1 protein-coding gene is annotated in these 510 nt (G+C 66.4%); it reads left to right on the forward strand.

The window, feature by feature from the left end; genetic code table 11:
* Positions 1–19: 19 nt before the first annotated feature.
* Positions 20–510 (forward strand): serine dehydratase beta chain (locus AC1DD3_RS22085; protein WP_476882530.1); only part of this gene is annotated, 491 nt, incomplete at its 3' end.

The raw sequence follows: 510 nt of genomic DNA on the forward strand, positions 1-510 counted from the left end.
ACCTAGTTAGGAACCGACAATGGCTGTTGGAGTCTTTGACCTCTTCTCCATCGGAATAGGCCCGTCCAGTTCACACACGGTGGGCCCCATGCGTGCTGCCGCGGTGTTTGCCGAGGAGCTTAAGGCTTCCGGAGACCTGGACCGGGTGGCGTCGTTGCGGGTGGACCTGTACGGTTCGCTGGCGGCCACGGGCCACGGCCACGGCACCATGACCGCGATCCTGCTCGGCCTCGAAGGCTTCCACCCGGAGAAGATCCTGCCGGACGAGGTCGAAGAACGGCTGGCGGCGATCGCCGAGACGGGCACGCTGCAGCTGGCCGGTTCCGTGCCGCTGCCCTACGGGGTSAAGGACATGGTCCTGCGTCCGCTGACGATCCTGCCTAGGCACACCAACGGCATGACCTTCACGGTCTCCGACTCCGACGGCGGGGTGCTGCACACCGCCACCTTCTTCTCGGTGGGCGGCGGATTCATCGTCCGCGAGGGCGAGGAGGACGCGGCCCAGCAGGA

The organism is Arthrobacter sp. 05T444 (assembly GCF_056395905.1).